The 25,099-nt window shown below is 42.0% G+C and carries 25 protein-coding genes; 15 read left to right on the top strand and 10 right to left on the bottom strand.

Going from position 1 to position 25,099, the window contains the following annotated elements:
• Positions 1–88: 88 nt before the first annotated feature.
• Positions 89–850 (bottom strand): CDP-diacylglycerol--serine O-phosphatidyltransferase, encoded by a 762-nt coding sequence (gene pssA, locus IPM71_04765; protein QQS52047.1) that lies wholly within the window; start codon positions 848–850, stop codon positions 89–91.
• 168 nt (positions 851–1,018) lie between these two features.
• Here pssA and IPM71_04770 point away from each other — a divergent pair, with 168 nt between their 5' ends.
• The 9 genes from IPM71_04770 to IPM71_04810 all read left to right on the top strand — a co-directional run bounded on the left by IPM71_04770 (position 1,019) and on the right by IPM71_04810 (position 11,123).
• On the top strand, positions 1,019–1,447 hold the full coding sequence (locus IPM71_04770) for a hydrolase (protein QQS52048.1): 429 nt from the start codon (positions 1,019–1,021) through the stop codon (positions 1,445–1,447).
• Complete coding sequence (locus tag IPM71_04775) at positions 1,447–2,568, top strand: glutaminyl-peptide cyclotransferase (GenBank protein QQS52049.1); 1,122 nt, start codon at positions 1,447–1,449, stop codon at positions 2,566–2,568. The genes IPM71_04770 and IPM71_04775 overlap by 1 nt, the downstream gene beginning before the upstream one ends.
• 202 nt (positions 2,569–2,770) lie before the next feature.
• Entirely contained in the window at positions 2,771–3,547 is a 777-nt protein-coding gene (locus IPM71_04780; protein QQS52050.1) for a ParA family protein, read from the top strand.
• 13 nt (positions 3,548–3,560) lie between these two features.
• Positions 3,561–4,448, top strand: coding sequence for a ParB/RepB/Spo0J family partition protein (locus IPM71_04785; GenBank protein ID QQS52051.1), 888 nt, complete (start codon positions 3,561–3,563; stop codon positions 4,446–4,448).
• 12 nt (positions 4,449–4,460) lie between these two features.
• Positions 4,461–5,090, top strand: coding sequence for a hypothetical protein (locus IPM71_04790; GenBank protein QQS52052.1), 630 nt, complete (start codon positions 4,461–4,463; stop codon positions 5,088–5,090).
• Positions 5,091–5,103: 13 nt separating this feature from the next.
• Positions 5,104–6,675 (top strand): transglycosylase SLT domain-containing protein, encoded by a 1,572-nt coding sequence (locus IPM71_04795; protein QQS52053.1) that lies wholly within the window; start codon positions 5,104–5,106, stop codon positions 6,673–6,675.
• Between the two features lie 54 nt (positions 6,676–6,729).
• The gene (locus tag IPM71_04800; GenBank protein QQS52054.1) at positions 6,730–8,181 is read left to right on the top strand and encodes a hypothetical protein; all 1,452 of its coding nucleotides are present in this window, start codon (positions 6,730–6,732) and stop codon (positions 8,179–8,181) included.
• Positions 8,178–9,455: a hypothetical protein gene (locus IPM71_04805; GenBank protein ID QQS52055.1), complete on the top strand. Its 1,278-nt coding sequence runs from the start codon at positions 8,178–8,180 to the stop codon at positions 9,453–9,455. The genes IPM71_04800 and IPM71_04805 overlap by 4 nt, the downstream gene beginning before the upstream one ends.
• A 9-nt stretch (positions 9,456–9,464) precedes the next feature.
• On the top strand, positions 9,465–11,123 hold the full coding sequence (locus IPM71_04810) for an MBOAT family protein (protein ID QQS52056.1): 1,659 nt from the start codon (positions 9,465–9,467) through the stop codon (positions 11,121–11,123).
• A 235-nt stretch (positions 11,124–11,358) separates the two neighbouring features.
• On the opposite strand, the gene IPM71_04815 is transcribed toward IPM71_04810, so the two are convergent.
• The 3 genes from IPM71_04815 to upp all read right to left on the bottom strand — a co-directional run bounded on the left by IPM71_04815 (position 11,359) and on the right by upp (position 13,410).
• On the bottom strand, positions 11,359–11,655 hold the full coding sequence (locus tag IPM71_04815; GenBank protein ID QQS52057.1) for a GIY-YIG nuclease family protein: 297 nt from the start codon (positions 11,653–11,655) through the stop codon (positions 11,359–11,361).
• A 197-nt stretch (positions 11,656–11,852) separates the two neighbouring features.
• Positions 11,853–12,722 (bottom strand): nucleoside phosphorylase, encoded by an 870-nt coding sequence (locus IPM71_04820; GenBank protein QQS52058.1) that lies wholly within the window; start codon positions 12,720–12,722, stop codon positions 11,853–11,855.
• A gap of 67 nt (positions 12,723–12,789) precedes the next feature.
• Complete coding sequence (gene upp / locus IPM71_04825) at positions 12,790–13,410, bottom strand: uracil phosphoribosyltransferase (protein ID QQS52059.1); 621 nt, start codon at positions 13,408–13,410, stop codon at positions 12,790–12,792.
• Between the two features lie 175 nt (positions 13,411–13,585).
• Here upp and IPM71_04830 point away from each other — a divergent pair, with 175 nt between their 5' ends.
• From IPM71_04830 to IPM71_04855, 6 genes are all read left to right on the top strand, one after another.
• The gene (locus IPM71_04830) at positions 13,586–13,930 is read left to right on the top strand and encodes a winged helix-turn-helix domain-containing protein (protein ID QQS52060.1); all 345 of its coding nucleotides are present in this window, start codon (positions 13,586–13,588) and stop codon (positions 13,928–13,930) included.
• Positions 13,930–14,172, top strand: coding sequence for a MoaD/ThiS family protein (locus IPM71_04835; protein QQS52061.1), 243 nt, complete (start codon positions 13,930–13,932; stop codon positions 14,170–14,172). Before IPM71_04830 ends, IPM71_04835 begins: the two co-directional genes overlap by 1 nt.
• 47 nt (positions 14,173–14,219) lie before the next feature.
• Entirely contained in the window at positions 14,220–14,636 is a 417-nt protein-coding gene (locus IPM71_04840) for a molybdenum cofactor biosynthesis protein MoaE (protein QQS52062.1), read from the top strand.
• Complete coding sequence (moaA, locus tag IPM71_04845; GenBank protein ID QQS52063.1) at positions 14,611–15,615, top strand: GTP 3',8-cyclase MoaA; 1,005 nt, start codon at positions 14,611–14,613, stop codon at positions 15,613–15,615. Before IPM71_04840 ends, moaA begins: the two co-directional genes overlap by 26 nt.
• Before the next feature lie 105 nt (positions 15,616–15,720).
• Positions 15,721–16,200: an HIT domain-containing protein gene (locus IPM71_04850; GenBank protein ID QQS52064.1), complete on the top strand. Its 480-nt coding sequence runs from the start codon at positions 15,721–15,723 to the stop codon at positions 16,198–16,200.
• A gap of 192 nt (positions 16,201–16,392) precedes the next feature.
• A complete protein-coding gene (locus IPM71_04855) occupies positions 16,393–18,540 on the top strand; it encodes an elongation factor G (protein ID QQS52065.1) in 2,148 nt (715 codons plus the stop codon).
• 137 nt (positions 18,541–18,677) lie between these two features.
• Here the strand turns inward: IPM71_04855 and IPM71_04860 are convergent, their stop codons facing one another.
• The 6 genes from IPM71_04860 to lon form a co-directional block, all read right to left on the bottom strand.
• On the bottom strand, positions 18,678–19,250 hold the full coding sequence (locus tag IPM71_04860; protein ID QQS52066.1) for a DUF4136 domain-containing protein: 573 nt from the start codon (positions 19,248–19,250) through the stop codon (positions 18,678–18,680).
• A 107-nt stretch (positions 19,251–19,357) separates the two neighbouring features.
• Complete coding sequence (locus tag IPM71_04865) at positions 19,358–20,707, bottom strand: TlpA family protein disulfide reductase (protein QQS52067.1); 1,350 nt, start codon at positions 20,705–20,707, stop codon at positions 19,358–19,360.
• Positions 20,708–20,753: 46 nt separating this feature from the next.
• On the bottom strand, positions 20,754–21,242 hold the full coding sequence (coaD, locus tag IPM71_04870; protein ID QQS52068.1) for a pantetheine-phosphate adenylyltransferase: 489 nt from the start codon (positions 21,240–21,242) through the stop codon (positions 20,754–20,756).
• 90 nt (positions 21,243–21,332) lie between these two features.
• Positions 21,333–21,974, bottom strand: coding sequence for an HAD family hydrolase (locus IPM71_04875; GenBank protein QQS52069.1), 642 nt, complete (start codon positions 21,972–21,974; stop codon positions 21,333–21,335).
• The gene (locus IPM71_04880; protein ID QQS52070.1) at positions 21,974–22,510 is read right to left on the bottom strand and encodes a hypothetical protein; all 537 of its coding nucleotides are present in this window, start codon (positions 22,508–22,510) and stop codon (positions 21,974–21,976) included. The genes IPM71_04875 and IPM71_04880 overlap by 1 nt, the downstream gene beginning before the upstream one ends.
• Positions 22,511–22,619: 109 nt before the next feature.
• Positions 22,620–25,070, bottom strand: coding sequence for an endopeptidase La (gene lon / locus IPM71_04885; protein ID QQS52071.1), 2,451 nt, complete (start codon positions 25,068–25,070; stop codon positions 22,620–22,622).
• Positions 25,071–25,099: the final 29 nt, after the last annotated feature.

The raw sequence follows: 25,099 nt of genomic DNA on the forward strand, positions 1-25,099 counted from the left end.
TGTCTGCCGACAAAACAGTAATATACCCGCCTGGTCTTATTTAAAAAAATGTGTTGTAAATAACCGCCTACCTTTAATAAAGTGCAACCTATTGGGTGGTTTTGAAGAAAGCCCATATAAAGGACAATAATAAGTAATAGCCCATTATAAATATAAGCGACGATGAACCAAACAAAATATAAAATACAAGGCTTCCAAGTATTAAAAGGTAACTCCATCGGTTTTCGGCAAAGCCAAGCCCCTTGAATTTTAAGGAGAGCATCGGAATTTTACTGATCATTAAATATGACAATAATACCAGTATGAAAACCAACACCCATGGATTTAAGATGAGGTCAAGCATAATTTCATTGTCGGTCTGGTGAAATTCAATCCACACCGAAACCACTGAAAGCGCAGCAGCCGGAACAGGCAAGCCAATAAAAAAATTGCCAGAATGACTGGTGATGTTGAATCGTGCCAAACGCAAGGCTGCAAACAAGACCAGTGACAAAGAGGCACCCAGTAATAAAATTTCTCCAATACCTGCCTGATCCAATGCAAAAGTCGAAGATTCTGACTGATCGACAAAAGACAGAAACAAAAGCTTATACATCATAATAGAAGGTGCCAGCCCAAAGCTTACCAAATCCGAAAGCGAATCGAGTTGTTTGCCAAAATCAGATGTCGCTTTCAAAAGGCGGGCTACCAGTCCGTCGGCCAAATCGAAAATAGCCGCCAAGGCTAACAGCACAACAGGCCTGAAGGGATGTTCCAGCTGACCCTCGAACATTGTAATTATGGCTAACGATCCACATAATAAATTAAGAAGGGTAATACTGTTCGGCCATAGGTATCGCGAAATGCTCATATAGTTTGGATGTGTAGGAGATGTAAAAATACAATTAACGAATTATAAAAAAAAACGATAATTATTCGCCTTGCATTTTTTAGATACCCTTAGAATGTAATTTGGTGTTTGTATATTTGCCCCTCAAAAGATGGCGCCAGCCTTTATCGGACATAATAAATGTGACTTATGAAAATTGCTGTTGATTTTGACGGTACCATTGTGGAACACAGATATCCGCTTATCGGAGAAGAGAAACTCTTTGCTTTCGAAACACTCAAACAACTTCAGAAATTAGGGCATCAGCTTCTGCTGTGGACTTTTCGGCATGGATCGGAATTGGACGAGGCTGTAGAGTATTGCCGGAAGCATGGCGTAGAATTTTATGCTGTCAACAAAAGCTATCCGGAAGAAGAGTTTGATTTTGACAAGATGAGCCGAAAGATTGATGCAGATGTGTTTATCGACGACCGCAACATTGGCGGATTCATTGGCTGGAGCGAAATTTGGCAGATACTAAACCCCGACTCGGTCGATTCGGAATACAACGAAATTAGTGGCCTTTTAAATAAAAGTCAGAAGAATGTGGGTAGCCGGTTAAAAAAACTCTTTAAATAATGAATCATACCTTTTCAAATTTCAAACCAGCGGTTTTACCAGCCCAAATAATGGCCGTTTTACTTGGCTTTATCTTAATGTTTTCTTGTTGCTCTGGAAATAAAACTCCAAAAGAAAAAACAAAACCAGCAACTGCTTTGATTGAGCAAAAGATTTACAAAATTAATTCTCCTACTCAGGGACAGATTGTAAAACCAGATGAAGACTTTTCTATAAACCTTGATGGGGGTGCTCAACCTGATAGTGTTATAATAATGGTAAATCAGCGCAGGCAAAAGTTAAATGAAACCGGAACCATGAGCTTTAAAGCCCAGATTACAGACAAGCTTGTCGGAACTCGCGAATTCCAGTTAAAAGTTCATTATTCCGACAGCCTTTCGGAAACACATTTTATTAAATTGCTTGTGGTATCCCAGACCGCTCCCGTGCAGTATAAATACAAACTGATCCGCAGCTTTCCTCATGATGCAGCAGCCTATACACAAGGACTAATCTACCATAACAATATTCTTTATGAGAGCACGGGTAGAAAAACCCAATCATCGGTTCGGAAAATAGACCCAAAAACAGGCGATGTTTTAAAGAAGAAATTAATCGAACCTGAATATTTTGGCGAAGGAATAGCGATAATAGACAATGAACTATTCATGCTAACATACGTGTCGCAAATAGGATTTGTGTTCGATGCAAGTAGTTTCGACCTAATCCGCAAATTCAACTTGCAAACCCGCGAAGGTTGGGGACTTACAAGCATGAACAGGCAATTGGTGCTAAGCGATGGTAGTGCCAACTTGTATTTTTACGATCCGTCTTATTTTAGTCTGATGCGTCAGGTAGAAGTATGCGACCAGAGAGGCAGAGTTACCAATTTAAATGAGTTGGAATATACACAGCATGGGATTTTTGCCAATGTCTATGGCGAAAACTTTATAGTGCTCATTGATCCTGAAACCGGAATTTTAAAAGGGAAAGTAGACCTTTCCAATCTTTTCCCACCGAATGTTCCGGAAACTTACGACTATGTATTAAACGGTATCGCCTATAACCAAACCAGCAATACATACTATGTCACTGGAAAACAATGGCCTGTTATGCATGAAATACAAATACTGATTGAATAACAGATACTTACCAAATTGTTAATAACACCAACAGGCTCTTATGCTAGCGCAGTAAGCATTCCGAAGTTTATTGTTAATAACTTGTTTATAAAGTAGCCTTAAAATGTTTACAAACATAAAACCAGTGTAAGCTTGAGCATGGTTTTAAGTAACTATTTTTGGCACGAAAAGCATTAAATCAAATCTGATAAAGAATATTTCCATGGGAAAAATAATTGCATTAGCCAATCAAAAAGGTGGGGTTGGCAAAACCACTACAGCCATTAACCTGGCAGCAAGCCTTGCCGTGCTGGAGAGGAAGGTGCTTATTGTCGATGCCGATCCTCAAGCCAATGCTACATCAGGTATTGGACTGGATGTGCGCAACATAGAAGGCAGTATTTATGAATGCCTCATAGACGGTGCCAATCCAAAGGAGTTGATCATTAAGTCCGAAATTGATGGGCTCGACATTATTCCTTCGCACATTGACCTGGTGGGTGCCGAAATCGAGATGCTCAATATGGAAAGCCGCGAGTATATGCTGAAAAAAATCTGTCAGCCACTGGCTCAAGAATACGACTACATATTAATCGACTGTTCACCTTCTCTGGGTTTAATTACCGTAAATGCACTTACAGCAGCCAATTCGGTAATGATCCCTGTTCAATGCGAATATTTTGCACTGGAAGGTTTAGGTAAGCTGCTGAATACCATTAAAATTATTCAAAGCAAGCTCAATACCGAACTTGAAATCGAAGGCTTTGTGCTTACCATGCACGATCCCAGACTTCGCCTCTCGAACCAGGTAGTAGACGAAGTGAAAAAACACTTTCAGCAAATGGTTTTTGAAACATTGGTGCACCGCAACATCAAGCTAAGCGAAGCTCCAAGTTTTGGAAAACCTGTGGTGCTTTACGATGCCGAATCGAAAGGGTCGGTAAATTATCTGAACCTGGCCCGTGAGCTTATTACTAAAAATGAACAAGTTGAAGTTTAATTAAACTATGGAGATGGCGAAAAAGAATTCATTAGGAAGAGGATTAGGGGCTTTGATTGAAAGTCAGGAAACGGCACCACGTCCGCTAAACCATACAAGTTATAACAAACCCAGTGGAGTGGCCGAAATTGATTTGGATGAAATAGATGCCAACCCATACCAGCCGCGTACTATATTCGACGAAGAAGCCTTACAGGAACTAGCCTCTTCCATAATAGAAATTGGTATTATCCAGCCCGTTACAGTGCGCGAGAAAAGCGATGGCAGATACCAGCTTATTTCTGGTGAACGCCGCCTGCGCGCCTCAAAAATGGCTGGTCTGAAAAAAATACCCGCATACATTCGCAAGGCCAACGACCAGAACATGCTAGAAATGGCACTGGTGGAAAACATACAACGCGAAGACCTCGATGCCATCGAAATAGCTATCAGTTACCAACGCTTAATCGATGAGTGTAGCCTAACGCAAGAACTCATGAGCCAGCGCGTAGGAAAAAAGAGAGCTACTGTAAGTAATTACCTTCGTCTGTTAAAATTACCTGCCGACATTCAGTTGGGTATTAAAGAAAGAAAGGTCACCATGGGCCATGCACGTGCCCTGGTAAATATTGAAAAACCACAAGACCAATTACGAATTTTCAACAAAATTATAGAGCAGGAACTTTCGGTGCGCAAGGTAGAAGAACTGGTAAGGTTACATAACATGCCTACCGAAGATCCAAAGCCGAAAGCCCAGGTGGTAAAGGAATACGAAAGCCTGAAGCAGGATCTGGTTCGGTACTTTAATTCGCGAGTAGAGTTTAAACGCGACAATAATGGCACAGGTAAAATCGTTATCCCATTTCAATCAGACGAGGATTTGGAGCGAATTATTGCTATTTTTGACAAGCTTAATACCTGAGAATAGACTTAAATGTACAGCGGTACGCTAAAAACATACTTCATTTTAAGCATCCTTATGGGTGCTTTCTTTGTTTTTTGTTCAGAGGCAAAAGCGCAAAGTGATACTCTCCAGAAGAATGAAACCCTGCTGACACAAGAAACTACTACTGCTGAGGACGATACGGCAAAAAAGCCCCGCAAACACTCACCCAAAATAGCTACATTTTCTTCCATGCTGGTACCCGGTCTGGGGCAAGCATACAACCAGAAATATTGGAAAATACCAATTATATGGGGTGGCGGATTAGCACTTTATTCTTATTACGATTACAACAATGCTTATTACCATCGGTTTAAATTAGCCGACGAGCAAGTGGCTGAAGGCCTTCCGGTAACCGACCCAGACATACAAAAATTAGAGGATAACCCCGATGCAATTGAACAATATAAAAACTCCTTTCGCCGGCATCGCGACCGAGCCTTAATTTTTGCGGGGCTGCTCTATACTGCGAACGTGGTAGATGCTTTGGTTGATGCACATCTGCTCAGCTACGATATTAGCAAAGACTTGTCGATGCAATGGCAGCCTGCTTACATACCTCTCGATCCTGAAACTTATACACAGGGTGTATGGGGTGTAAACTTTCAAATCAGATTTTAGCAAAACACAAAACATGAGAACACTACTAACCACTTTACTGATTTTTTCTGCATTTACCTTTGCCCAGGCCAGCAACGATACAACACAGGTAGATCCTGACTCTGCCCTTTACTACCTCGAAATGCCCGATACAGCAGAATTCGATGCTGCCTTCGATGCCAATGTCGATACCATGCTAAACCTCTATTATGTAGATGAAAGCCTGAAAGAAAATGATCTGCTCTCAGAGTCAAAAACTATCCCTGTGTTTCCTGACAGTGTGTATGCTGAACGTTTGGAAAAACTTCCAGTAATGGCCGAAATGACTTACAACAACATAGTACGCCGGTACATTGATGTGTATACCGTAAAAAAGCGGAGCTCCGTGGAAGTAATGCTGGGTCTCTCGGAACACTATTTTCCGCTATTCGATGAAATTTTCGATTATTACGGGGTACCCAACGAACTGAAATACATGGCGATTATTGAATCTGCGCTCAATCCAAGAGCCTATTCAAGGGCAAGAGCCGTAGGGCTTTGGCAGTTTATGTATGGAACCGGCCGGGTTTATGGGCTCGAAATCAATTCGCTGGTCGATGAACGTATGGATCCGATTAAATCGACACATGCAGCAGCCCGCTTTATCCGCGATTTGTATGGGATGTATGGCGACTGGCTGATGGCCATTGCAGCCTATAATTGTGGGCCTGGCAATGTCAACAAGGCTATACGCCGATCGGGTGGAAAGAAAACATTTTGGGAGATATATTATTACCTGCCCCGCGAAACCAGAGGTCATGTGCCGGCTTTTATTGCTGCCACTTATACCATGAACTACTACCACGAACACGATCTGGAACCTAAGAATATCGATTTTCCGCACAATACTGATACAATTATGGTATCCGAAAAACTCCATCTTTCGCAGGTATCAGAAGTAATGGGGCTTCCGCTGAAACAATTGCAAGACTTGAACCCACAGTATCGCTACAATATTATTCCGGGGCAGATAAAGCCATATGCTTTAAGACTACCCAACGAACAGGCTTTGGTCTTTATCGACCTGCAGGATTCTATTTTTCATTACAAAGATTCGGTCTATTTTAACTCGAAGCAAACTGCGGAACCACAACAATATACTGCTCACGCCCCGCAGGCTCCGGGACCAGATTATATAAAACTTAACTATACCGTGAAATCCGGCGATGCTATTGGCCTGATTGCACAATGGTACAATGTGCGTACTTCCGACATTGCCTATTGGAACAATATCAGAGGGAATGTCATTCGTGCCGGACAAAAGCTTGCCATATACAAACACAAAAACAGTGCTGGCAATTATGCCGATCTGAACGATATGACCTATGCGCAGAAACAAGCCAGAATAGGTAAAACAGTTAGTCCTTCAACTGCTGCTGTTAGCCAGCCAGCGAATGACGATAAGGGAGACTATGAAATTTACACCGTCCGATCAGGCGATACTCTTTGGGATATTGCCAAGCAGTATCCGGGGGTAAGCGATACCGACATTATGCGCTGGAACAACATCAGCAATGCCAGTTCGCTGAAACCGGGACAAAAACTTCGCATAAAGCCCAAATCATAAACTGACCATTTCCAGTTTTTCATGCTTGTCAGACCCCATATAACCCTCTTGTTTTTGCTCACTGTATTTACCTTAATGCTGGTAGCCTCAGTTCTAATTCCTGAGGATGGAATACACCTTAGCGAAGATTTTACTATACGGTTTTATCCGGCCAAAGACCTTTTTGCCAAACAGGAAGAATATGCCGATATCAGTAAAATAATTGAGCAAAACCTTGTGCAAGAAGATTCCCTGCTCGTGAAAATCAGCACCGACAGCATGCAAGTAGCTATTGACACGCTAAGGGCCAATGCCGACAGTTTGAATGAATCGGTGCATAAAATCCAATTCCCAAACCACGACAGGTCTATACTTTATCCTGTATTCGATGCCCTCGAAAAGGCTATTGAGCAAGAAAAAGTTGTGCGCATTATGCATTTTGGCGATTCGCAAATCGAAGGAGACAGAATGACCGCTCTGCTGCGCAACAAGATGCAAAATAAATTTGGAGGTTCCGGCGTGGGATTACTGCCTGCAAGCCAGCCATATGACTTTAGTTTTTCGGTATTTCACCGGTCAAGCGAAAATTGGAACCGTTATACACTTTACGGCATACGCGATACTCTGATAAAACATAACCGTTATGGTATACTGGCTGGCTTCAGTAGTTTTACACCCCAACCTGCTGTCCTTAAGAAAAACAAAACCTCAAAAGAATCTGCCTGGATTTCCATACAAAAATCGCCCTATGCTTATAGGAATACCACAGAATTTGAGCAGTGCCGACTATTGTATGGCCATGGAGAAGAGGCATTCTCGGTAAAAGTTATAGTAAACAAGGAAGTAGCCGATACAGGTACCTACCCTCCTTCCGATGGACTTAAGCAAATACAGTGGTACTTCAATAGCCCTGTAAATAACCTATACATCGAACTAAGTGGATCGAGCAGTCCTGAAGTATATGGCATAGCCCTCGATGCAAAAAGCGGTGTTGCCGTCGACAACATTTCCATGCGCGGTTCAGCAGGACTTGTTTTTTCAAACAACAACGGAGAGTTGTTCAGAGCGATGGTCGAAAAACTTGATGTAAAACTCATTATTTTACAATTTGGAGGCAACATTGTGCCTAACATACGAAAGGATTACAGCTATTACGAGCGTTGGTTCTACGCGCAACTAAGGTTTATCCGAGAGAATGCTCCCGGAGTGGAGATTATTGTAATCGGGCTTTCCGATATGTCGCAAAAGGTTAACAACCGCTACGAATCGTATCCTAATATCGAAGCCATACGCGACGCAATGAAAAAAGCCAGTTTCAGGGCAGGTGCTGCCTATTGGGATATGTACGAAGCCATGGGCGGAAAAAACTCTATGCCAAGCTGGGTGTTTGCAAAACCAGCACTGGCTTCGAGCGATTTTGTTCATTTTACACCCAGGGGTGCTAACATCATTGCTACTATGTTTTACAATGCCCTCCTTTACGAATATCAACTCTATAGTAGAAAGATGAAAGCCTCCACGCAATGAAACAGTACCTGATAGTAATATTGCTTTTCATTCTTAACACAAAAGCCCAGACTCAGCAGACAGGCTATTTCATGGACCCTGCTGCAAACCCTATTGTTCAATTAAACCAAAATCGACTGGTATCTCCTGCAGACAGTGTCTATTTCGAGCCGTTTTTCAGAAAACTCGATAGCCTGGTATGTTTTGGCAGCGGAAAAATCAACATTGTGCATGTGGGAGGTTCGCACATTCAGGCCGATATTTATACCCACCAGGTGCGCAAAAGCCTGCAGTCGATTCAGTACGACATGAATGGCGGCCGGGGACTTATCTTCCCATTTTCAATGGCGCAAACCAACAATCCTTCGAATTACAAGGTAAGCTATACTGGCAGCTGGCGGTTTTGTAAAAGCACTAAAATTATGCTGGGATGCCCACTAGGACTGACAGGTATGTCTGTGATCACAGAAGGGAATGCTACGATACAAATTGATATTAATGCAGATTCAAGTATTGCTTATCGTTTCGACAGACTAAGGGTGTATCACCTGCCAAGCGATTTTAGGCTGTACCTCCAATCGGGCGATTCTTTGCTTTCAGGTCAATACATACCCGAACAGGGATATTCGCTGTTTTATGCCCCAAACTCTGATAAAATAAAGTTAGTAATTGAGCGGCCAGACAGTACTGTGCACAATTTTACATTACTGGGCCTCTGGCCCGAAACCGATGGCCCCGGATTGGTATACCATGCAGTTGGGGTCAACGGTGCCAGTTTGAGTTCTTACCTTGCTTGCGATTTGTTTGCTCTAAACCTTGCAAGTCTCAACCCCGACCTGATTATTTTTTCAATTGGCACCAACGATGCCAATACACGTAGTTTCGATGGTGAAAAATATTACCTTGAATATTCTCAACTTCTAAGTAAGTGCATGGAAGCCTGTCCCGGAGCCAGCATCCTGCTTACGGTACCAAACGATGCCTTTTACCATGCACGTTATGTGAATCAGAATGTGCCTTTGCTAAGGAAGGAAATATACAGGTTAGCTACATCCAACAATTATGGGGTTTGGGATTTCTTTGCTATCATGGGTGGAATTGGTTCTTCTCAAGTCTGGTATAACCAGCAATTGATGCGCTACGATCGTGTTCATTTCACAAAAGAGGGTTACTATCTGAAAGGCAACCTACTTACTTCTGCCTTGCTCAATGGATGGGAAAAAAATCTAGAAACGAGATATCACGAAAACAATTTGCAAAGTACTGCCCCGCTGGCAGTAAAAATAAAGCCATAAACCAAAGCAATGAAAGAGTTTCTTCAATCTGTCTTTCTCTTCGATCCCGCTAATCCGCTAATCTTTACGCGGTTTTTCTTCTGGGGTTTTTTTGCGGTGGTGTTGGTTTTTTATTCCCTGATATATAAAAACAAAAGCCTGCGTAATGTCTATTTATTTGCCATAAGTCTTTTCTTTTATTACAAAACCGGGGGATTTTTCTTATTTATTCTTATTTTTTCTACCCTAACCGATTACGGAATTGGAATAGCCATTGGCAGTTCTGCCAGAGAAGTCAATAAAAAATTATGGCTGGCATTGAGCATCTTTTTAAATTTGGGCGTACTGGTCTTTTTTAAATACGATTACTTTTTTACCGAAACCTTTAACTCTGTTTTTAAAACCAACCTCGAAGTAGTAAACCATGCTGCCAGTTGGTCAAATGCCTTGTTCGGTACTCATTTCGATCTGGGAAAAATGCTTCCTCCGGTTGGTATTTCATTCTTTACATTTCAAACCATCAGCTATTCTGTTGATGTGTATCGCGGATTAGTTAAACCTGTGAAAAACCTGGCCGATTTTGGTTTCTACGTTTCGTTCTTTCCACAACTGGTGGCAGGACCCATTGTAAGAGCCGCAGAGTTTATTCCTCAACTTTATAAGGATTACAAGCTTACTTATTATGAATTTGGCTTGGCTTTCTATTTCATATTAAAAGGCCTTACCAAGAAAATGCTGATTGGTGATTATCTGGCTGTGAACCTAATTGACAGGGTATTTTCTAATCCGGCATCGTATTCAGGCTTCGAAAACCTGTCGGCCTTATTTGGTTATTCCATGCAGGTTTATTGCGATTTCTCGGGCTATACCGATATCGCAATTGGTGTAGCCCTGCTGATGGGCTTTCATCTGCCGGTAAACTTCAACTCGCCCTACAAGGCCAGAAATGTCGGCGATTTCTGGAAACATTGGCACATGTCGCTCTCCTCATGGCTAAAAGATTACCTATATATTCCCATGGGGGGAAATCGTTCGGCCACCGGGTTTACTTACATCAGCCTGACGGTGGTTCTTATGTTCGTGATTTTGCTTACTGCTAAGCTAATCGTGATCCCGATTATCCTTGTTGCTGTAGCTGGGGTGTGGCTTCTTACCCGTGTGTTCCCCTCCATCAAAACAGGTGTCACAACCAACATTAACCTGATGATGACCATGCTGTTAGGTGGACTTTGGCATGGCTCGAGCTGGATGTTTGTGGTCTGGGGAGGACTCAATGGTTTGGGCTTATTGGTATACAAAGGCTGGAAGAAAATAAGCCCCTATGAACACAGTACCCATTGGCTGGTCAACGCATGGCGTATTGCACTTACTTTTACCTTTATCACCTTTACACGTATCTGGTTTAGGGGAGAATCGATGCAGGGTACTTTCGATTTGTTGAGGCAGATAGGTACCAATTTTGGATGGGAGGCTTTGCCGGAAATGGTAACAAACTATTGGAAATCACTCTCGATGCTGGCTTTCGGACTGGTACTGCATTGGCTGCCCGAGCCTATAAAAAATATAGGTCGCAATTGGTTTATCCGTTGTCCGCTCTATCAAAAAATAATAGTGAGTTTTCTGATTGTATTTATTATTTACCAATCTGTGTCGGCCAGTTTAACACCCTTTATTTATTTTCAGTTTTAAGCGACTTCTCTTTTTCTGAATATCCCTCTTGTTGTAAATCAAAATTCGGTTTATTCAAACCATTAATAAAGATTGCTTCGGCAAAATACGCATTTTTAGTCCATGGTAATTGTGCGTTGCCTCGCAATGACGGAACATAGCAACGTTATTGCCAGGAGGTACGACAAACCATAGCAGCGTCATTGCGAGGAGGTACGAAGCAATCTGTATATCTTAGTAAAGGTAAGCTACTAAATCATTCAAGGTCCTCGTTAAACAAATCATTCCAATCGGGGTTGAATCCAATAATTAATTCAATTTTTTTTGCTCTTGAACCACCTTTGATCTGCTTTTCTCTTGCAATGGCCTCTACAATTGAGGTATATCCTTCGAAATAAACCAACTTTGCAATGTTATATCTTGAAGTAAATGAGTTAGAATACCTATTCATCCTATGCTCCATAATTCTATTACGCAATTGACTTGTAACCCCAACATAAAGCACTGTATTGTTTCTATTTGTCATTATATATACATAGCCACCTCGCTGCATAATATTGTAATACTTAGATCGTGTAAATGAAACTAATTTGGTAAAGATTGCTTCGGCAACCTACCTATTATTAGTCAACGAAGTTTGAGCATTGCCTCGCAATGACGGGACATAGCAACGTTATTGCGAAGAGGTACGACGAAGCAATCTGTTAAAGACCGAGTAAATTGAATATTTAAAAATTATCCACAAAGACACTATCGAACCAGCCCATTGAGGGTATACTCAATTAATTGCATCATCTTGTTTTTATACTCTTTAAGCACTTCTTTACCCACACGGTTGGCAAGCGCCAGACAAATAGTGGCAGCTTCATGTCCGAGTAATTTCGAATAACCATAAAGGGCTGAGGTTTCCATCTCGTAGTTGGTAATTTTCTGCCCGCGATAAGCATAGTGTTCCAATTTATCGTTGAAGCCTGGCATGGCCAGATCCATACGCAAAACCCGACCCTGGCTGCCATAAAAACCGGGTGCTGTAACAGTAATTCCCTGATGGATGTCCGGATTTTTTAATTTCTCCAACAAAAGGGAGGACCCATCTACAGCATAGGGTAATACTATCTTTCTTAATTCCGGAAAGTGATTTAAAAAATCTTCTTCCATTTCCAGGTCGCATACTGCATTCCGATTCTCAAGAAAATTCATCAGGCCATCGAAGCCAATCGCCTGGTTCGAAAGTATATAGCTTCCTATAGGAATATCGCTTTGCAATGCTCCTGAGGTACCAATGCGCACCAGGTTAAGTGCTTTTTTATCTTCACGCACATACCGCTTCTCAAAGTCGATGTTTGCAAGTGCATCAAGTTCGTTGAGCACAATGTCGACATTGCCAATTCCAATACCAGTTGAAATTACTGAAATAGCCTGACCTTTGTAAAAGCCGGTGATGGTGTTAAACTCGCGGTTTTTTTGTGCAAATTCAATCGAGTCGAAAAAGCTTGCTACCACTTCAACCCGATCGGGGTCACCAACCAGAATAATATCTTCGGCCAGTTGATGAGGTTTAAGCCGAAGGTGATAAATGGAACCATCGGAAGTTAAGAGTAATTCGGATGCTGGTATCATACTGATAATATTTTAATTCGTTTTTTTCAATTATTAAAAAGAAGTCTCATTCGGCTTGTTTGAGCAATTACACTGTGCCAAAAATACGGTCACCTGCATCGCCCAAGCCAGGAACAATGTATCCGTGTTCGTTGAGTCTTTCGTCGAGGGCAGCCAACCAAATTTCCACATCGGGATGTTGCTTCTCAACCCGGCTCAATCCTTCCGGAGCACCGACAATGCTAACCAGTTTTATTATATTGGCCCCTCTTTTTTTCAAGGCAGTAATCGCTGCTGCAGCGCTACCTCCGGTGGCCAGCATGGGATCCAACACCATCACCACAGCCCGCGGGAGGTTTTCGGGGAACTTGGCATAATATTCATGGGGCTCAAGGGTATCGTGGTCGCGGTAAAGACCAATATGCCCAACCTTTGCAGTAGGTATCAAACGAGTTATGCCATCGACCATTCCAAGCCCGGCTCGCAGAACAGGAATTAATACAATTTCTTTCGAAAGTTCAAAGGTAGAACAAGCCCCAACAGGAGTCTCAAGATCGATAGGCTTTAGCGGAAGGTTTCGGGTAATCTCATAAGCCATTAGTCCGGCAATTTCGTCGAGATTTTGCCTGAAATCTTTGGTGCCTGTCTCTTTGCGACGGATCTGAGCCAATTTATGCGTAATGAGCGGATGATTGAGGATGGTGTGCATGAAATTCTGTTTTTTTAAAGGTAAAAAAAAGTATCAGTTTTTTATATGTATAGGAAGCAATGATTGAGCGGCTTGCATAGGAATTAACAATATGAGACAAGCAGTTTTCAATTTTATCAATTGATTTTGGATAATTCTTTTTGTACTTTCGTTATGTACACCAAAACCTAACGCTATGATGCCTGAAATTAAAATCGAAAACCGTATCTGGATCGAAAAGAATGGCTTCCCCTTTATTGGTAGCGGCCGAATCAGCCTACTCGAATACATTCACGAAACAGGATCTATTGCACAGGCTGCCAAAAAACTTGGTATGTCTTACAAAAAAGCCTGGGAACTGGTGAAATCGATGAACGAACAGTCGCATACCCCATTGGTGAAAAAAGAAAGCGGCGGTAAAAATGGTGGTGGCACCCTGCTTACTGAGGCAGGACTAAAAGTAGTGACACAGTTTAGGGAACTGGAAGAAAAAAGCCGGAACTTTTTACTCAACGAATTTGAAAAGTGTTGTTTTAATTAATGAAAGAAATTCATTTGAAATATTACGGCCAATTGGCTGAGATTAGAGGTGTAGAAAAAGAAACTCTCCGTACTGAAAGAAGCTCACTCCACGAGCTACTGAACGATTTGTACGATCAATGGCCACAACTGCAGCTAGAATTGTTTGCGGTTTTTATCAATAACAAAAAAAACACAGACCTTGCATACAAGCTTATTTCACAAGACAAAATAAGCCTCTTGCCCCCTTTTGCGGGTGGTTGAGTGCATAATAAAGCGAACCTGTAATTCGAAAAGAGTAAGAATAGGAAATGATCGATTGTTATTTTATCCGGGGACCAATTTCCAAATCAAGTATAGGTATTAGACAGAACGATACCGGTGCAATTGCCATTTTCGAAGGTCATGTACGGGCTGATGTTCTGCAGAATAAAAGAGTTGAAGCCATTGATTTTACACTCGAACCCTTAATGGCCAAACCCATTGCCATCGATTTGTTGAATAAGCTGGTTGCCAATTATTATCTTCATTTAGCCATAATCTGGCACAGCCAGGGCTTGGTTCAGGCGAATGATTGCTGCTTCAGAGTGGAAATCCATGGTGCCCATCGTAAAGAAGTATTTGGCGCCCTGCCCGAAATTGTGGATGCCTTTAAACGAGAGGTTCCGGTTTTTGGTAAAGAAATTTTTAATGACCACACTTATGGCTGGAAGCGAAACCGGGATTAAGAAAAAAGAGCTCATCGATAGCTTTGGAAGGGCACACAGCTACCTGCGTCTATCCATCACCGATGACTGCAATTTTTCTTGCAGCTATTGTAAACCAGAAAATAAAACCTGCGAAAATAAAAGAGGGTTAATGTTGCCCGAAGAGATTATTCAGCTGGCAAAGGAATTTATTCTGTTGGGTATAAAGAAAATCCGCTTCACAGGTGGCGAGCCACTTGTATATCCTCAATTCGAATACCTTATAAAAGCGCTAAAAGATTGTGGGGCAGAACTAGCCCTCACAACCAATGGATACCTGCTCGACCGACATTTTAGTACTCTTCAGGCTGCAGGTGTGAAAAAAATCAACATCAGCCTCGACAGCCTTAAACCCGATCGCTTTAAAAACATTACAGGACGAAATGCCTTCGAAAGGGTGTATGCCAACCTTTTACTTGCCATAAAACTTCGATTCGATGTAAAAGTAAATGCAGTTATCATTCGAGGGGTCAACGATGATGAGCTTATTGATTTTGCCCGTTTAGCAATGAAATACCCTATTGCAGTGCGATTCATTGAGTTCATGCCGTTTAGAGACAATAACTGGAGTTTTGGAAAGACCCTTACCCAGGAAAAAATACTCAAAGTGCTTCTATCGGAATTTACCCTGCAAGAGGAAGAAACTCCTGTTGGTCAAACGTCGGTATATTACAAAGTCGAAGGAGCCAAGGGTAAAATTGGAATGATTGGAACGCTAAGCCACCCCTTTTGCGAAAATTGTAACCGCATCCGTATCATGGCCGATGGTAAAATTAAAAATTGCCTGTTTGGAACCGAAGAATACGACCTCATCGGTCCTTACCGGCAGGGGCAGGATTTGCAGACCATCATCCACAAAGCCCTTTGCCAGAAAGAATTGGAGCACGGAGGTCAACACCTGATGGCTTATCAAGCCAATTCGAAAAAGGATAACCGGAATATGTTTGCCATTGGCGGTTAGGTAAGTATTACTAAAATTCTATTGGAAAAATTCAATTCTAGAAAAATAACCGAGTTAAGTATAATATATCAAGTAAACTGAGGGTATTAATACCTGTTCTAAACTATGACTGCCACCTTTTGCCCCTTTTGTTCCCCAGCCTCCAACGAGGCATGTTTTGCCCAAAGCATGCACTTCAATGCTCTTTATAACCTCGCACCCATTCTGCCCGGGCATTGCCTCATCGTTCCAAAGGAGCATTGGGAATCAATAATGAATCTGGAGGAATCAGTACTCACCGAACTGGTCTCATTTTGCCGCAGGGTAATAAAAACCCTTCAGACAGCCTTCCAAACTAATGCCTTCGATTGGACACTGCAAGAAGGTGAGGCTGCCGGGCAAACCATCGCCCACCTGCACATTCACATTATTCCGCGCAACCTGAACGACCTGCCAGAGCCAGGAGACTGGTACCCTAAACTGGAGGCTAGCCAATCCAACTTACTTGATAGTTTTTCGCGTCCTCGCCATTCATCTGATGAACTGGCCAAAATTGCAGCACATTTAAAGGAGATCTACCAGTTACAAAACCCAAAGTCCTTATAAACTCCGCAGAAAATTTAAACTTTTTAGTGTTGGTTATCAGCTCTGCATGATTTATCAACAGCCGCTACATTTAAGGTCGCTGTTCTTGGTCAATATTAAAAAATTGTTACATTTGTTAGGCTCTCATTAAAAGTGAAACGAATACTCTATTGTAATAGAACCAAAGTTTAATTCTAACCACTATTTGAAAACATGAAGACATACACAACAGATCAAATCAAAAACATTGTGCTGGTCGGCAGTTCAGGGGCAGGTAAAACCACGCTTGCCGAGGCCATGCTTTACGAGGGTAAAGTTATCGACAGACGTGGTGACGTTCAATCGAAAAATACAGCTTCTGATTACCGCGATATTGAGCATGCCAATGGCAACTCTGTATTCTCGTCGGTATTGTACACCGAGTACAACAACAAAAAAGTAAACATCATCGATGCCCCAGGCCTTGACGACTTTGTAGGTGGTGTTGTATCATCGCTTTATGCAGCCGATACAGCCGTATTGCTTTTGAATACCCAAAACGGCATAGAAGTAGGTACAGAAATTAACTTCCGTAACCTGCAAAACTATGGCAAACCCGCCATTTTGGTAGCCAGTCACCTCGATCATGAAAAATCGAATTTTGACCGCACCATAGAAATGGCCAAAGAACGGTTCGGGAAAAATGTTACTATCGTACAATACCCTGTAGAAGTTGGATCGGGTTTTAAAGCGATTATCGATGTGCTGCTGATGAAGCAATACATACTTAAAGAAGGTGGTGGTCGCGAGGCTGTTCCCATTCCTGAATCAGAAGCTGAAAAAGCAGCCGAACTACATAATATTTTGGTTGAAAAGTGTGCTGAGAACGATGATTCGCTCATGGAACTATTCTTCGAAAAAGGAGAGCTCTCCGAAGATGAGATGCGCAAAGGAATTACAGCCGGGTTGCTTCACCGTGCGATTTATCCGGTATTTTGCTGTTCAGCAAAAAAAGATATGGGTGTTGGTCGTCTGCTGGAATTTATCACCAATGTAGCTCCTTCACCACACCTGTTACCTGCACCGAAAGATTCAGCAGGTAAACCCGTAGAATGCAAATCCGAAGGCGATACCAGTCTTTTTGTTTTCAAAACCAGTATAGAGCCCCACATCGGAGAAGTAAACTTTTTTAAAGTCATGTCGGGTACCGTTAAAGAAGGCATGGATTTGATCAACTCCAAGACGCAAAACAAGGAGCGCATTTCGCAAATTTTTGCTTCAGCCGGCAAAAACCGCCAGAAAGTTGAAAGCATGGTGGCTGGCGATATAGGCGTGACCGTAAAGCTTAAAGCTACCAAATTTAACCATACTTTATCCACAAAAGGGATTGCATTTGATCCGATGAAGTTCCCGGAACCCAAATTCCGTGCAGCCATTAAACCACACAGTGAGGGCGATGAGGAAAAACTTGGAGAAGCCCTCAACCGCATGCACGACGAGGACCCCACAATTCTTATCGAATATTCCAAAGAGCTGAAGCAGATAATTATTTCGGGACAAGGCGAATACCACCTTAATATTTTAAAATGGCACCTCGATCACCAGTTTAAAATCGAAACCGAATATGTTAAACCGCGCATCCCCTATCGCGAAACAATTACCAAAGCAGCTCAGGCCGATTACCGCCACAAAAAACAATCGGGTGGTGCCGGTCAATTTGGTGAGGTACATATGATTATTGAACCTTACATCGAAGGTTCCAAACCAAAGGATATGTTCAAAATAAATGGCAAAGAACAAAAGCTTTCGGTGCGTAACCAGGAAGAAATAAAACTCAATTGGGGCGGCAAACTAATGTACTTTAACTGTATAGTCGGTGGTTCTATCGATGCCCGCTTTATGCCAGCCATTCTGAAAGGAATCATGGAAAAAATGGAAGAAGGCCCACTTACAGGATCGTATGCCCGCGACATTTGCGTGTATGTGTACGATGGTAAGATGCACCCGGTTGATTCGAACGAGATTTCTTTTAAACTCGCTGGCCGAAACGCCTTTAGCATTGCCTTTAAAAATGCAGGACCAAAAATTCTCGAACCCATTAACGACCTCGAAGTGTATGTGCCCTCTGAGCGTATGGGCGATGTAATGAGCGACCTGCAGGGACGCAGGGCCATTGTTCAGGGTATGACCAGTGAAAAAGGAGTAGAAAAAATCCTTGCCAAAGTACCTTTGGCCGAAATGAACAAATACCAGACTACCCTCAGTTCCATTACTGGTGGCAGGGCCTGGTATTCGATGAAATTTGCCGAATACGGTGCTGTACCCGGCGATGTTCAGGATGAACTGCTGAAAGCATACGTAGCCGACGACAAAGACGAATAACAAGTAGACTTTAATAAAGAAAGGCTGCCCAAAAAGGCAGCCTTTTTCGTTTGTGCAGGATACTCAACAAAAAATCCCGATAAATCGGGACTTTCAGGGCATGCATACCTTAATAATTTCCAGAAAAAGAGGTTTGATTATTTCGTTGAAACGGGTTTAACTGGATACTGAGCCATTATCGACTTTATAGCATACGGAATGTTACGTTCGCGGTCTTTCGGGTCTTCGGCAATGGTTTTCGTTCCCACACCTTCCCAGATAAGCGTTTCTGCTTGCTTGTCAAATACGCTGCATACAAGGGTTCCTTCCATGTACTCGTAGGTGTCATAGGTAGTAGTGGTATATCCACCACCCCAGCCATAACCAGGACCATAACCATAGTACCCGCCATAACCATATCCGCCATAATTGTATGAACTAGCGGTAGTTTCGGTTTTTTGCTGAGCTACAATATAAAGCGCTACCACAAGGTCGCCACCCTCTTTCACTATTTCCATACCACGGCTTTTAAATTCCTGCGCAAAGGATGCTTCGATGCGCTCTTTGTCAAAGCGGCTCAAAATAGCATCGCTTTCTTCAACCCACCCATAATACTCTACGGTTTTGTATTTCGAAAAATCTATGGTTTTGTCGTAATCCGAAACGACTTTTATACCACTGCAGCCAAAAAATAACAGGCTACCTAAAAACAGAAAGGATAAGCTTTTCATTGATATTCTTTTATTAGTGATTATTTGCAATAAGGTAAAAGTAGTGAAAGATTTTAATACGCACTTGAAAATTACGCCGTTTATCGTGCAATAATTGAAAGGTTAATTTATAAGATGCCCTTTGCCTGGAGTATCTTAAAAAGTCGGCCTTCAAACTCATCAGCTGGGGCCGGAGCGGGAGAAATGGAAAGCTTTCCTTCGTTGTCGACTAAATAATATGTTGGAAAAGCACGTATATCATATTGCTGAAGTATGTCTGGTTGATTGTCGAAATGCAAAAAAGTCCATTGATAACCACTTCGGTTAAGAAAATCTTTTACAACCTGAACATCGTCGTCAATCACAATGGTAACAATTTCGAGGTATTGCTGATGCTTATTGTATAAGTTCTGCAGCATTACAAACTCGTTTAAACAAGTGTAACTAAAGCACGAACAAAAATTGAGGTATACAAACTTTCCTTTCCACTTTTCGAGAGTGACCAGATTGCTATCCGTGTCATATAAGGCAAATGCAGGTGGGGTATAACCTGCCATCAGCCGGGTTACTTTGTTGTATACTTGCCTGGCGGTGAATTTAATTGTTTCATTATCGGTTAAAACAATAAGGCTGTCGAGCAAAATAAGCATGCCGCTGCGTGAGAAGTTATCGTCGTAAAACTCACTGTGCAACGACTTCAGAAGCACCATGTTCAGCAACACGGCGGGTTGAAGCACCTCATCCTTTTCAAGAACTTCAATTACTGCAGAATAGCTTTTCGACTGAATGGCAGGAGCCAGTTGTTTTCCTTCCTCGGTGCGGCTGAAATAATCGAAATAACTATCGTACACCAGGTTAAACAACTCGATGTAAGCAGGATTATTAGCCAGAAAGGGTTGGTTTTTGAAATAAGCATCGGAAATGCTTTTCGATTTATGCTGGTAGGCAACAAAACGAAGCATTCCATATTTATAGCGGCGATAATCGTTAAAAAAAGGATGGGTAGATTTTGCAAAAGGTTTATCGAGTTGCTCTATGTCTTTGTCGAGTTGCAAAAACTCTACATCGTTACTAAAAACCTTTTCGGTATGCTTCAAATAAAAAGGATAGAACCCATCGTCGAACATCCGTATCTGTATATTCAAATCATCGCTCTTAGCATTGATGATCCCCAGATGTGCTTCGGTATAGCGAAAAAAAGGATTAAGCTTATCGCTTCTGGTTTTTGGTCGGAGCAGTGGCAATACCACCTCGTAATGCTTCTCTGGTTCCACAAAAAGAAATACTTTGTCGGTTCCAAGGTATGCAAACACATAAGTAATTTCTGAAACCGGCAGATCGAAAACGAATTTTCCATCAGTACCAACTACAGCCCTCGATATTTCTGTCTCAGTTCCGGTAATCGGATCGGCAGAATGAAGCCAGATTATCTCCGTACCGGCATAATTGGTGTCGGTACCTGAAATTGTAGACGCCATTAGCCTTGATGACCAAAAAAACAAAAGAAAAAAGCTAACTGGGATTTTATTCATTCTTTAACAAATCTTTGTCGATTTTAAGCCGGCTTGGCAAGAAGGAAGAGGCATCGCCTCCATAGCGTATAATATCGCGCACAATGGTAGAATTGATAAAAGTATGATGTGATTCGGTAAGTAAAAAAACTGTTTCGATTCCTTTTTCAAGCAAGCGGTTTGTTTGGCCAATGGCCCTTTCGTATTCGAAATCGGCCGATGTGCGTAACCCCCGCAGGATATATTGAGCACCTACCTCTTTGCAATAATCAATGGTTAGTTTGCTGTAGCTCGATACCATAATCTTGCTCTCGTTTTCGAAGACATCGCGTATCCACTGCATTCTCTTCTCTAAGGGAAAATATCCGCTTTTATTGATATTAAAACCAATGGAGATAACTATTTTATCGAACAAGGGCATGGCGCGGCGTACAACCGATTCGTGACCAACGGTGAATGGATCAAAGGATCCGGGGAAAAGAGCAATGCGGTTTTTTTCCATCTGGTGGGAATTTTGAATTCTATCGGTTTGCCGGTAAAAATGCCTTTATGCATCTGTCGGCATACTGCGATTGCCCTAAAATTAGTAAGATTATCTGATATCGAGCAAGCTTTTCAGGTTATTAATAACCAGGTTTCCGTTCACACGTAAGCGGCTTGCCGATTGATGCCCGTTTGATACCAGCACTGCCTGAATGCCCAAGGCATCAGAAACTTCCTTGTCGTGAAGAGTGTCGCCCACAAACAACATGCTTTCAGATTCAATAGAGTTATTTGCCAGAAACTCCAATGCCAAATGGGTTTTGCTTTCTGCAAAAATATTCTGAATGCCAAGTACCTCTTCAAAAAATACATTCAGCTTAGCTTCCTCAACCTGCTTGTTCAGCATGCCTTGTTCCATAGCCGAAACAATTACCTGCCTTACTCCCTTATTCTTAAAATGGGTGAGCGTCTCCACTGTGTATGGTTGAATGCTGGCGCGATGAAAATGTTGCTGATAATTTTCGATGAATTCCACCGAAAGGTCTTCGAAATTCTCCTGTTCAAATCTAAAACCCAAATGCTGATAATAATGCTTCACCGGAAAACCAAATACCGATTTGTAATATCCTTCTTCGATGGTTGGCATTTTACGTTTCGAAAGCATGTCATTCATAGCCTGCACGCAGACGCCTGTATCATTGAGCAGTGTTCCGTTCCAATCCCAGAAAATAAGCTTGGGCAATGGCTTCATTAAAATCCCTGTTTCTTTTGAGTAATATCGATGTTTCCAAACACTGCGTTGGCTTCAATCTGAACAAAATGGGTAAGTGCTGAGTCGTGGTCCGAGACGAAATCGGACGAGCCAAATGCTGCAGTATTTCCATTGGGCAGTTTCACTGCGCCGAATACTGCCTCTGCTTTAATCCGCACAGGTAATCCTTCGGGTAAAATAACCTGTGAATCGCCAAAAACAGTATTAAACTCCAGCTTCAAGCCTTTGTCGGTAGGAATGGCAGCATCGCCAAAATTATATACACTTTTTCCAAATACCGTACTGTATTCCGTATTGCTGGTCGGAAACTCAGTATATATCCTATTATTGAAAACCACTTGTGAATCTCCCATATGACTTGACATAGAAGGTTTTCCAATTAGTATTCGGATGCCAATAAAAATAAAAACAATGGCAATTACTACACGCATGATGCTAATGCCAAATACTACCTTAAAAATGATGCTAAGACCAATTACAATCAGAAGCACTCCCCAAAAAAATCCTGGTCCCATTTTCATAGTGTTTTAGTTTTATGCACCGAAAATAAGCATTACTTACCCAGATGCAAGAACAGAATCGGTAAAAAACCTCTTTCTGTCGATAAAATGAGTATAAGATAGGTTAATTAATCACAGATGCGTCTTTCACTTTTTGTTGTAGCAAGGCTCCCTTTAATACATCCACCACATTGTGGACATATACAAAATGAAGCCCTTTAATATATATTTCGTTGATTTCCTCTACATCTTTTCTGTTTTCGGCCGAAAGGAAAATCTCTTTGATTCCTGCTCTTTTTGCAGCGAGAATTTTCTCTTTTATGCCGCCCACTGGCAAAACCTTGCCCCTAAGGGTAATTTCGCCAGTCATAGCAATATCCTGCTTCACTTTTCTTTGTGTAAAGGCCGATGCCAGTGAGGTTGCCATGGTTATACCGGCCGAGGGTCCATCCTTAGGTATAGCTCCTTCGGGAACATGAATGTGCACATTCCACTTTTCAAACAAATCAGGCTCCAGGTTTAATAGATGACTATGTGCCTTAAGGTATTCGAGGGCAATAAAAGCCGATTCTTTCATTACATCGCCCAGATTTCCTGTGAGGGTGAGTGTTCCTTTGCCACGGCTCAGGCTGGTTTCGATAAATAAAATATCTCCGCCGGCTGCTGTCCAGGCAAGTCCTGTAACCACACCTGCATAATCATTCCCCTGCGATTTTTCTTTCTGATACCGGGGCTTACCCATAATCTCAGTTATTTGTTCAAGCAAAAGCTCGTGGTTGTATACCTCGTTCATAGCCACTTTTCTGGCCACTACGCGTGATATTTTTGCAAGAGCTTTGTCGAGCTGCCTGACCCCTGACTCGCGTGTGTAGTTTTCGATCAGAAACTCAAGACTCTTTTTATTGAAACCATAGTGATTCTTTTTTAAACCATGAGCTTCTATGTTTTTAGGTATTAAATGCCTTTTAGCAATCTCAGCCTTTTCTTCGATGATATAACCACTAATATCGATTAATTCCATGCGGTCGAGTAAGGCAGGATGAATACTTGAAACTGTGTTGGCAGTTGCTATAAACAATACTTTCGACAAATCGAAATCAAGCTCAATAAAATTATCATGAAAAGTACTGTTCTGCTCCGGATCAAGAACTTCGAGCATTGCCGATGAAGGATCTCCATGAGCATCGCGCCCAAGCTTGTCAATCTCGTCTAGCATAAACACAGGATTTGCAGATTTAATCTTTTTCAAATTCTGAATTATACGTCCTGGCATGGCGCCAATGTAGGTTTTCCTGTGCCCGCGTATCTCGGCTTCATCGCGCAAACCACCCAGCGACATGCGCACGTATTGCCTTCCGAGTGCCTTGGCAACCGATTTACCCAGCGAGGTTTTTCCTACCCCCGGAGGGCCTACCAGGCATAGTATGGGCGATTTCAGATCGCCTTTGAGCTTAAGCACTGCAAGATGCTCGAGAATACGGTCTTTTACCTTGTCGAGCCCAAAGTGATCCTTATCGAGTATGGTTTTTGCCCGCTTAAGGTTGAAATTATCTTTTGTGTATTCGTTCCATGGCAATTCCAGCAAGGTCTGAACGTAATTAAGCTGTACAGAATATTCGCCAGTTGCAGGATTAAGCCGGTTAAGCTTTTGTACTTCTTTTTCGAAAGTCGCTTTTATCGGATCGCTCCATTTTTTCTTGCTCCCCTGCTCAAGCAAATCCTTAATTTCCTGCTCAATGGGGTTTCCACCCAGTTCGTTCTGAATGGTTTTCATTTGTTGATGCAGCATGTATTCGCGCTGCTGTTGGTCTATGTCGAATTTAACCTTCGATTGTATATCGTTCTTTAATTCGAGCAGTTGTACCTCTTTCACGAGATATTCCAGAAGAGTTATCCCCCTATCTTTCAGTTGATCGATTGAAAGTAATTTTTGCTTGTCTTTTAGTGCGATATCGCTGTTTGAACTAATGAAATTAATTAAGAAGGCCGAACTACCTATATTTTTAACCGCAAAGGAAGCCTCAGGGGGTATATTGCTTGATAGATTGATAATCCGAAGCGAAAGGTCTTTCAGAGAACCTACAATGGCCTCGTATTCTGCATCCTTTCCCCGGGGTTTTATATCTTCAAGTGGACTAACATTAGCTTTTAGGTAAGGGGTTGAATTTACAATCTCATTTATTTTGAAACGTTTTTTACCCTGAATTATCACTGAAATCGAGCTATCGGGCATTTCCAGAATGCGTAGAATCTGGGCAACCGTGCCAATTTCGTTTAAATCCTTGCCCTGTGGTTCGTCAATAGCCGGATCTACCTGCGACACAGCTCCGATGAGCTTATTATCGCCATAAATTTCACGAATGAGTTGAATCGATTTTTGCCGGCTAACCGAAATCGGTAACACTACACCCGGAAAAAGTACCGTATTACGCAACGGTAAAATTGGCAGTAATTCTGGCACCTCCGAATTCAGTATAAACTCCTCGTCTTCCTCAGAAATCAATGGAATAAACTCCGAGTCTTCAGACATGGAGGTTGCTATATAGAAACTATTTTTATTGCTTTTATCAATCATCTCTGTTTTCTATTCGTCATTCAATATGC

The organism is Bacteroidota bacterium, assembly GCA_016699695.1.
In the GTDB taxonomy this organism is placed as follows: domain Bacteria; phylum Bacteroidota; class Bacteroidia; order Bacteroidales; family UBA10428; genus UBA10428.